Here is a 7,725-nt window from a genome sequence, read left to right as displayed (position 1 = left end):
ACGCCTGCCCGAGACCCGCTGCCGGAACCGGAAAAATCAACGTCAGAGGGTCAAAACCCGAGCCTTGACCGGCCCCGCTCCTTCATGGATGACACAGAGGGGAGCCACGTCAGGGAGTCGCCGGAGGTCGCCGTGCCACTAGCGTGCAACTAGGCGCACGCCCCCTCGGTCGCCCGCTCCCGGTGCGTGGTTGCCGAGTCGCCCAACGGGCGCCCCGGCACCGCTATGCAGAACTGCCCAGGCTTGGCATTGCACACTGGGCAGTGGCGATATTCCGGTCTCTCGGGGCACGGCTGCCCCAGCTTTTCCAGCGCTCGGCTGATGCTTCCGGCCGCCTCGTGCAGTTGGTCGTCCCGGTGCATTACGGCAGCGCGGTGAATGATCAGGAGCGCATCCTGCATGTCGATGTTCATGTGCTGCTGTTGCTCGGTCACGAGGGAACCTCCCCAGCTCGCCCAGTGCGCCGTCTCCCCGTTCCAGGCTTCATGAAACACCCGGGAAAGGCTTCCATGGCACTCACCAACTAGTGCCGCATGGTGATGTGCCGGGGCAGCCGTGCAACATCACCGTGCGCGGCGAGTTCCGACAGGGCTTTGGCGATCTCACGATCACGCCCGTCGACGGCGTGCAGGTACCGGCGAGCCGCCGCCATGGAAGAGTGCCCGAGTCGCTTCATGAGGTCGGCCAAGGTCGCGCCGGTCTGCGCGGCGAGGGTCTGCCCGGTGTGCCGCAGGTCGTGGAAGGTCAGATCGTCGAGACCCACCTTCTTCCGCGCACGGACGAACGCTTGATACAAGGTGTTGCCCCGCAGCGGCGTTCCATCGCGGCTCACGAACAGCCGATCTTGACCCGCGTACTCATCCAGGTGCAGCCGAACCAGCGGCACGACATGGGGCGGAATGGCGACCGTCCGCTTCCCTGCCTCCGACTTGGGATCCTTGTCGAACGCCTGCCCAAGAGCGTGCAGCGGTTCGACACGTGCCTTCCGGACGGTGATCGTGTGCTCGGTCAGGTCCACGTCCGAGACGCGCAGGCCGGCGATCTCACCACGGCGCAGGCCGCACCACGCGGCGATGAGAACAGCGGTGCGGTAACGCGGGTTGATGGCGTCGACCAGGGCGACGACCTGAGCCGGTGTGGCGACTGGCCGCTCAGCGACGCGCACCGTACCGGCACCGGGGATCTGGCACGGGTTCCGGGCGATGATGCCCTCACGCACAGCGGTGTTCATGACCATGCGCAGGAAGCGGTACGACTGAGAGATGGAAGTGCGCCCGCCCTTGCCCCGCAGCGCGGCTGCATGCCACTCCCGGACCCGGCTGGCAGTGAGTTCACGAAGCGGCACCTCGACCAGGGGTGCCAGGTGCAGCCGCAGGTTCCGCTCGCACGTCTCCCGCCACCGAACGCCGATCTTTGGACTGTCCCGCAGAATGGCCCGCGCATAGTTGCCGAACGTTTCCGACGCCGCACGATCGTCCAACCAGGTGCCACGCGAGATATCCGCCTCCACCAGCGTCAACCAGCGGTTGGCATCAGTCTTCGTCTTGAAGGTGTGCGGCGCGGTCTGCCGAGCACCGCCGCCAGGCGGCACGAACAAGGCGGCCCGCAAAGCGGGCCGCGCCGGCCCGGCCCCGGCCTGCTGGCGACCTTCGGCCGGCATCGGCCGGGCCGGCCGGCCACGCTTGGGGCTACCAGGACCACGAAGACCTCGGGGCTCCGCCCCGAACCCCGGCCCTCCTCAGAGATCAGCCGGGGCGGATCACCTCGCCGGGCACCACAAGGGCTACCAGCCTCCCCGGACGGGGCCAAGGTCGTTCGTCCGGTAGGGCGCTCCACCTTGTCCCCGTCCGGGGAGGCTGGACGGTCTGGCGACTGCCCGACGAGGAGATCCGCCGCACTCGCCCCTAGCGGTACCGCCAGGTCACCAGTCCTGGCACGAAAAGTGGGTCGACCGGTCGCAGTCCCAGTCCAGGAACAGCACCACACGGAAGCGTCCGGTGTCTGCCAGCTCCTGGAACAACCTCCTACCGACCTCCTCCTCGGCACCCTTCTCGGTCGCCAGGTCTACCCAGAAGGGGTGACTGAGGTGCGGCTCCTCGTCCTCGGGGTGGAATTCGAGCCAAGCGCGAAAATCCTCCCCGTCACCAATGACATACCGATGGTCGCCGGTTCTCAAGTCTTTGAGGCCGAGCACTCCTGCGACCTCTCGCCCGAACCGTGCCAGGCAGGGTGGCGCATCGTCCGGTTCGGCGGTGCCGACAAGCAACGTCACGTCCGTGCCCACAGGCAGGGACTGTACAGCCATCCGTACTGCCAAGACTGCCCGCAAGCGCCGACGGTGCCCGACAACCACGGACGGGCCGACCAGCGGAGCCGCTGCCCGACCAGCCATCCGTGATCTTCTTCTGATCCGAAGGCCGGCATGGGCCATCCGTGGGCCAGTAACCGCGGCGCCCAGCGGGCACGAGCGGGCACGAGACGCAACCGGGCCGGCCGCCGCCCGCAGGCGTTTCGGGCATCACGACCGCTTGAGCACGCTCTTCCAAACTGACGATCTGCCTTCGCGGGCCGCTTGAAACTAGTTCCCACCGCCGCCTGCATCGCCGCCAGCGCCCCCGTCCGGCGGAGGGTGAAGCAAATCAGGGGGCCCGTCGTCGGACCGGGAGTTTCGTGGCTTCAACAGAGCGATCACCATGAGCACCAGGAGGGGCAGCAGGATCGCGACAACGACAACAAGCCTCACCGTCTCGATCGCTGACACCACGAAACGAGCCTACGATCGCCGGGGGTGGAGTCCAGGCGGCGCAGTCCGCATCTAGTCCGCAAGAGGGCGACGGACAGCGGTGGAGTGGTGAGAGATGTCGAGAGGCGTTTCCGCTGCTAGACCACCATGTGCCCAGGTCGACGGATCGCCCATTTTGATCTCATAATCCCTCGGTCGCCGTGCCCGTTGCGTGTCCGTTGACACGGGAGCCGAGGATCAACGGCGGTCAGCTCGTCTGCGCGAGATCGGGCTCATTGTGAGGGATGGCGGGTTGCGTCCAGGGCCGATGTGACCGGTTCACCGGAGAGCGGCGTGCAGCGAACGTGCAACTAGCGGCGGCGATAAAGGGCCAAGAGTGGTCAGCCACGGGCACCGGCGATCCAGCCGGCAAGGGCGCACAAAGCAAGATCCCCACCGGCGTTTCCGCTGGTGGGGACCTCTGTAGCCCGGCGAAAGGCTATGTGGCCAGGGGCGGGGTCGAACCGCCGACCTTCCGATTTTCAGTCGGACGCTCGTACCAACTGAGCTACCTGGCCGTGATGCTCGGTCCATGCTACCCGGAAGGCGGGGTCTCCGCCGAAAGGGTCACATGCTCCGATACGCAGAACGCCGCGCAATGGTTCACGCGGCGTCGGCGCTGGCGGTCCTGACGGGACTTGAACCCGCGACCTCCGCCTTGACAGGGCGGCGAGCACTCCAACTGCTCCACAGGACCTGGCTGGTGTTGCATCCGGCGTGAGCCGGACCGTGCCCCCAACGGGATTCGAACCCGTGCTACCGCCTTGAAAGGGCGGCGTCCTGGGCCGCTAGACGATGAGGGCGGCCCCGCCATCATTGCACACTCGCAACTTCAAGCGGACTTGCTCCCATCCGGCCCCGCCGGAGGCATGAGAAGCATATGCCATGCCCGGTCAGTGGACCAAACCGGTATGGCCGGTGGCACATTCCCGGGCAAAACTGCAGTTCAGGGCGGGTGTCACCGGGGCGGGGCGACGCCGAAGCGCCGTTTCAGGTCGGTGATCAGGTGCGGGCAGGCGGCCAGGGTGCGGCTGCGATCGCCCCCGCCGTCGTGCATCAGCACGATCGCGCCGGGGCGGGCGGCGCCGTGGACCCGCTTGGCGAGGGTGGCGGCGGTCGGCTTCGCCCAGTCCTGCGGGTCCACGCTCCAGTGCAGCGACCGCATGCCGAGCTGCCGGGCCACCGCCACCACCTCCGGGGTCCACCGGCCGCCCGGCTGGCGATAGAACGGCACCTTGGCGCCCGGCACGGCGGCCTGGATGGCCCGGTCGGTCCGGGCCAGGTCGGCCCGGATCTCGGCCACCGGCCGTCGGCCCAGGTCGAAGTCGTGCCGCCAGCTGTGGTTGCAGAGCTGGTGACCCTCACGGACGATCCGGACGACCAGCTCCGGGTGCTTGCTTACCTCGGTGCCGACCAGGCAGAACGTCGCCTTGACCCGGGCGGCCCGCAACTGGTCGAGGACCTTCGGCGTCCAGGCCGGGTCCGGGCCGTCGTCGAAGGTCAGCGCGACGGCGCGTACCCCGGTGGCGCGCCGCAGGCCCGCGGGCAGCGTGGTGGGCTTCGGCCGCAGCCGGGGCTTGGGTTTCGTGGTCGGCCGCGGAGTCGCTGCCGGTGACGGCGCGGTCACCGGCGACGGACTCGCCGCCGCCGTCGGGGCGGGTGCCGCGGCCTGCTGGGGGTCCGGCTGCGGTTCGCCGCAGCCGCCGGCGAGGAGCAGGACCAGGCCGAGGGCGGCCGCCAGGACGGGGCGTGCACGCATCGTCACTCCGAGGGGGGTCGGGTACGCGGTAGGCCCCGACGGTAGTGGACGACGCGCCGATCCGGCAGGGTCGGTCAGGCCCCGCTCGACTGATCCAGCGAGTCCCGGACGGCCAACGCCAGCGACACCGCCTCGGTCAGGTCGACCGGCCGGACCACGCCGGCGGGCAGGGTGTCGGCCTGCCAGCCGGGGCCGGCGGCCAGCACCAGCAGGGGCCGTCGAACCATCCCGAGCAGGGCGGACAGCTGCCGCGGGTCGGCGGTGGCGCGGGTGTGCGACCAGAGCACCACCGCGGCCGGGCCGGTCCGATTCACCGCCTCGATCAGCGCCGCGAGCGGCACCCGGGCACCCAGCATGCGATACGCCACACCCGCCTCGGCGAGCGTGGCGGCCAACGCCTCCAACGGCAGGGTGTGCTGTTCCTCGTCGGCACAGGCGAGCAGGATCCGGGCCGGGCCGGCGGCCGGGCCGGGCCGGGCCACCGTGGCGAACGCCTCGGAGACGCACCGGGACATCAGGTGTTCGACCTCGATCAGACCGGCGGTCGCGGCGTGCCGCTCGCCGATGCCGGCCAGCACCGGGCGCAGCAGGCCGTCCCAGGTGGCGACCACGCCGTCCCGGGCGAGGGCGTTGTCGATGGTCTCGCTGATCGCCGCCGAGTCCAGGCGCATGGCGGCCCGGGCCAGGCCACGGGCGACCGGCCCGGCCCGGCCCACCGGGATCGTCTGCCCGCCACCGTCCCGACCGGCTCCGGCGCGCAGCCGCACCTCGGCGGCGGGACCGACGCCAGGGCTCTGCTTCGCCCAGCGAGCCGCCTCGGCCGGGGTGATCCCCTCCGCGGTGAGCCGACGCATGATCTCCAGGCGCGCGAGGTCGGCCGGCGTGTAGCGCCGGTGGTGACCCGGTACGTGCTGGCTGGGACCGAGGCCGTAGCGCTGGTGCCAGGTACGCAGCGTGGTGACCGCCACGCCCAGTCGGCGTGCGACGGCCCCCGCGCTCAGCGCCTCATCGGCCACCCGACCGCTCCGACGCGTCGTCCGCCGGAACGCCGGACGGGATGGTGGGGTCGGCGGGGCCGCCGGCGCGCAGCAGCCGGCTCACCACCCCGCCCAGCCAGGGCGCGTACGCGCGGGGGTCCGCGTCGATCTCGGCCATCAGCCGTACCGGGTCGACCCAGCGCAGCGCGGACACCTCGTCGGGGTCCGGCAGCACGGTGACGTCGGCCGGCACGTCGGCCCGCAGCACGTGGTCGTACTCGAACTCGACCCGGCCGGTGGCCGGGTCCTCGGCGTAGTAGAGGTAGACGCCGACCTCGGTCAGCGTGACCGGGGCGGCGCCCAGCTCCTCGGCCAGCCGGCGGTTGGCGGCCTCCACCAGCGACTCGGCCGGTCGGGGGTGGCCGCAGCAGGAGTTGGCCCAGCGCTGCGGGAACCGGGTCTTGATCGGGGCCCGCCGTTGCAGCAGCACCCGGCCGGCCGGGTCGACCAGCAGCACCGAGAAGGCGCGGTGCAGCCGCCCTGGCGCCTGGTGCGCCGCGGCCACGGTGGCCTCGCCGAGCACGTTGCCGCGGTCGTCGACGAGCTCGACCAGGTGCCCTTCCCGGGACGTCACCGGACCCGCCCCCCGTTCCGCGTGTGCGTCGCGTCCGTCCTGCCTGTGCCGTGCCGCCGGGCCGCGCTCCGCGCGCTCACCGCCCGGCACCGGTGATCCGGTTGGCCGCCAGTTTCCCGGAGATCAGCACCATCGGTACGCCCACGCCCGGCTGGGTGCCGGAGCCGGTGAACACGACGTTGGGCAGCTGCCGGTGCAGGTTCGACGGCCGGAACGGGCCGGTCTGGAAGAGGCTGTGCGCGGCGGCGAACGGCGTACCGGCGGCCATGCCCTGCTCCTCCCACTCGGCGGGGGTGATCGTACGCAGCACCTCGATGCCGGCGCCGAAGCCCACGTACCCGCGCTCCTCCAGCGTCGCCACGAGCTGGTCGGCGTAGCGCCGGCTCAGGTCGCCGCGCCAGTCGAACGGGCCCCGTTCCAGGTTGGGCACCGGCGCCAGCACGTAGTAGGTGTGCCGCCCGGCCGGGGCCACCGCCGGGTCGGTCCGGCTGGGGTTGGTGACCAGCAGCGACGGGTCGGTCATCAGCTCACCGCGCCGGATGACCTCGTCGAAGGTGCCCTTCCACTTCCGTCCGAAGTGGATGTTGTGGTGGGCGATCTTCTCATAACCCTGGGTCGAGCCGACGTGCAGCACGACGCAGGACGGCGAGTAGGTCAACTTCCGTTGGCGGGCCGGGGGCAGCAGGTCACGGTAGGCGACCGGCAGGTCCGGGTTGAGCACCACCACGTCGGCCGGGATCAGCTCTCCGTCGGCGGTGAGGACCCCGGTGGCCCGGCCGTTGGCGGTCTCCACCCGGGTCACCGTGGTGCCGTACCGGAACTGCACGCCGTGCTTCTCGGCGGCGCCGGCCATGGCCCGGGAGACCGCGTGGATGCCGCCACGCGGGAAGTAGACCCCGGCCACCGAGTCGAGGTACGCGATGACGCTGTAGATGGCCAGCGCGTCGTGTGGGGCGAGGCCCGCGTACATCGCCTGGAAGGAGAAGATGCGCTGGGTACGCGGGTCGCGGAAGAACTGGTTGATCTTCGTCTGGAGTCGCCGGAACGCGCCGTTGGCCAGCAGCTTCACCAGGTTGGCGGTGAGCAGGTCGGTCGGGGCGTCCAGGTTGCGGTCGATGAAGTCGGTCCGCTCCCAGTGCCACAGGTTGCGCGCGTAGTCCACGAAGCGCAGGTAGCCGTCGGCCTCGCGGGGGCCGCAGACCCGGGCGATCTCGGCGGCCATCCGGGTGGTGTCGGTGATGACGTCCAGCGTCGAGCCGTCGGGATAGTAGGCCCGGTAGGCGGGGTCGACCGGGGTGAGGTCCAGCCAGTCGTCGAGTTCCTCGCCGACCGCGCCCAGTGCCTCGGCGATCAGGTCGGGCATGGTGAGCACGGTGGGGCCGGTGTCGAACTCGTACCCGTCGACGGCCAGCCGGCCGGCCCGGCCGCCCGGCACCGGCTCGCGCTCCACCACGGTCACCTGCCGGCCGCTGCCGGCCAGGTGCAGCGCGCACGCCAGCCCGCCCAGGCCCGCGCCGACGACCACCACCCGGTCCGTACGCCCGTTCACGGTCCGCACGTGACCACCTCCTTC

At 71.0% G+C, this 7,725-nt stretch carries 7 protein-coding genes and 3 tRNA genes; all 10 read right to left on the bottom strand.

From position 1 onward, the window contains the following. Positions 1-149: 149 nt before the first annotated feature. Positions 150-434, bottom strand: coding sequence for a hypothetical protein (locus M2302_RS30665; protein WP_280841291.1), 285 nt, complete (start codon positions 432-434; stop codon positions 150-152). Positions 435-523: 89 nt separating this feature from the next. Continuing rightward, complete coding sequence (locus M2302_RS30660; protein ID WP_280841290.1) at positions 524-1,660, bottom strand: site-specific integrase; 1,137 nt, start codon at positions 1,658-1,660, stop codon at positions 524-526. A 261-nt stretch (positions 1,661-1,921) separates the two neighbouring features. Next, a complete protein-coding gene (locus tag M2302_RS30655) occupies positions 1,922-2,284 on the bottom strand; it encodes a hypothetical protein (protein WP_280841289.1) in 363 nt (120 codons plus the stop codon). 942 nt (positions 2,285-3,226) lie between these two features. Continuing rightward, positions 3,227-3,300 (bottom strand) — tRNA-Phe (locus M2302_RS30650). Between the two features lie 102 nt (positions 3,301-3,402). Then, positions 3,403-3,479: transfer RNA gene (locus M2302_RS30645), tRNA-Asp, on the bottom strand. Between the two features lie 33 nt (positions 3,480-3,512). Next, positions 3,513-3,585 (bottom strand) — tRNA-Glu (locus M2302_RS30640). A 155-nt stretch (positions 3,586-3,740) separates the two neighbouring features. After that, positions 3,741-4,541 carry a polysaccharide deacetylase family protein gene (locus M2302_RS30635; protein WP_280841288.1) on the bottom strand — a complete coding sequence of 267 codons (801 nt, stop codon included), beginning with the start codon at positions 4,539-4,541 and terminating at the stop codon, positions 3,741-3,743. A 74-nt stretch (positions 4,542-4,615) separates the two neighbouring features. After that, positions 4,616-5,557, bottom strand: a complete 942-nt coding sequence (locus M2302_RS30630; protein WP_280841287.1) for a MerR family transcriptional regulator — start codon at positions 5,555-5,557, stop codon at positions 4,616-4,618. Beyond that, positions 5,547-6,152 carry an isopentenyl-diphosphate Delta-isomerase gene (gene idi, locus M2302_RS30625; RefSeq protein WP_280841286.1) on the bottom strand — a complete coding sequence of 202 codons (606 nt, stop codon included), beginning with the start codon at positions 6,150-6,152 and terminating at the stop codon, positions 5,547-5,549. The genes M2302_RS30630 and idi overlap by 11 nt, the downstream gene beginning before the upstream one ends. Positions 6,153-6,228: 76 nt before the next feature. Continuing rightward, complete coding sequence (gene crtI / locus M2302_RS30620; protein ID WP_280841285.1) at positions 6,229-7,710, bottom strand: phytoene desaturase family protein; 1,482 nt, start codon at positions 7,708-7,710, stop codon at positions 6,229-6,231. Positions 7,711-7,725 lie beyond the last annotated feature (15 nt).

The organism is Micromonospora sp. A200 (assembly GCF_029893845.1).
Lineage (GTDB): Bacteria > Actinomycetota > Actinomycetes > Mycobacteriales > Micromonosporaceae > Micromonospora > Micromonospora purpureochromogenes.
This window is presented reverse-complemented; position numbering and strand designations above follow the sequence as displayed.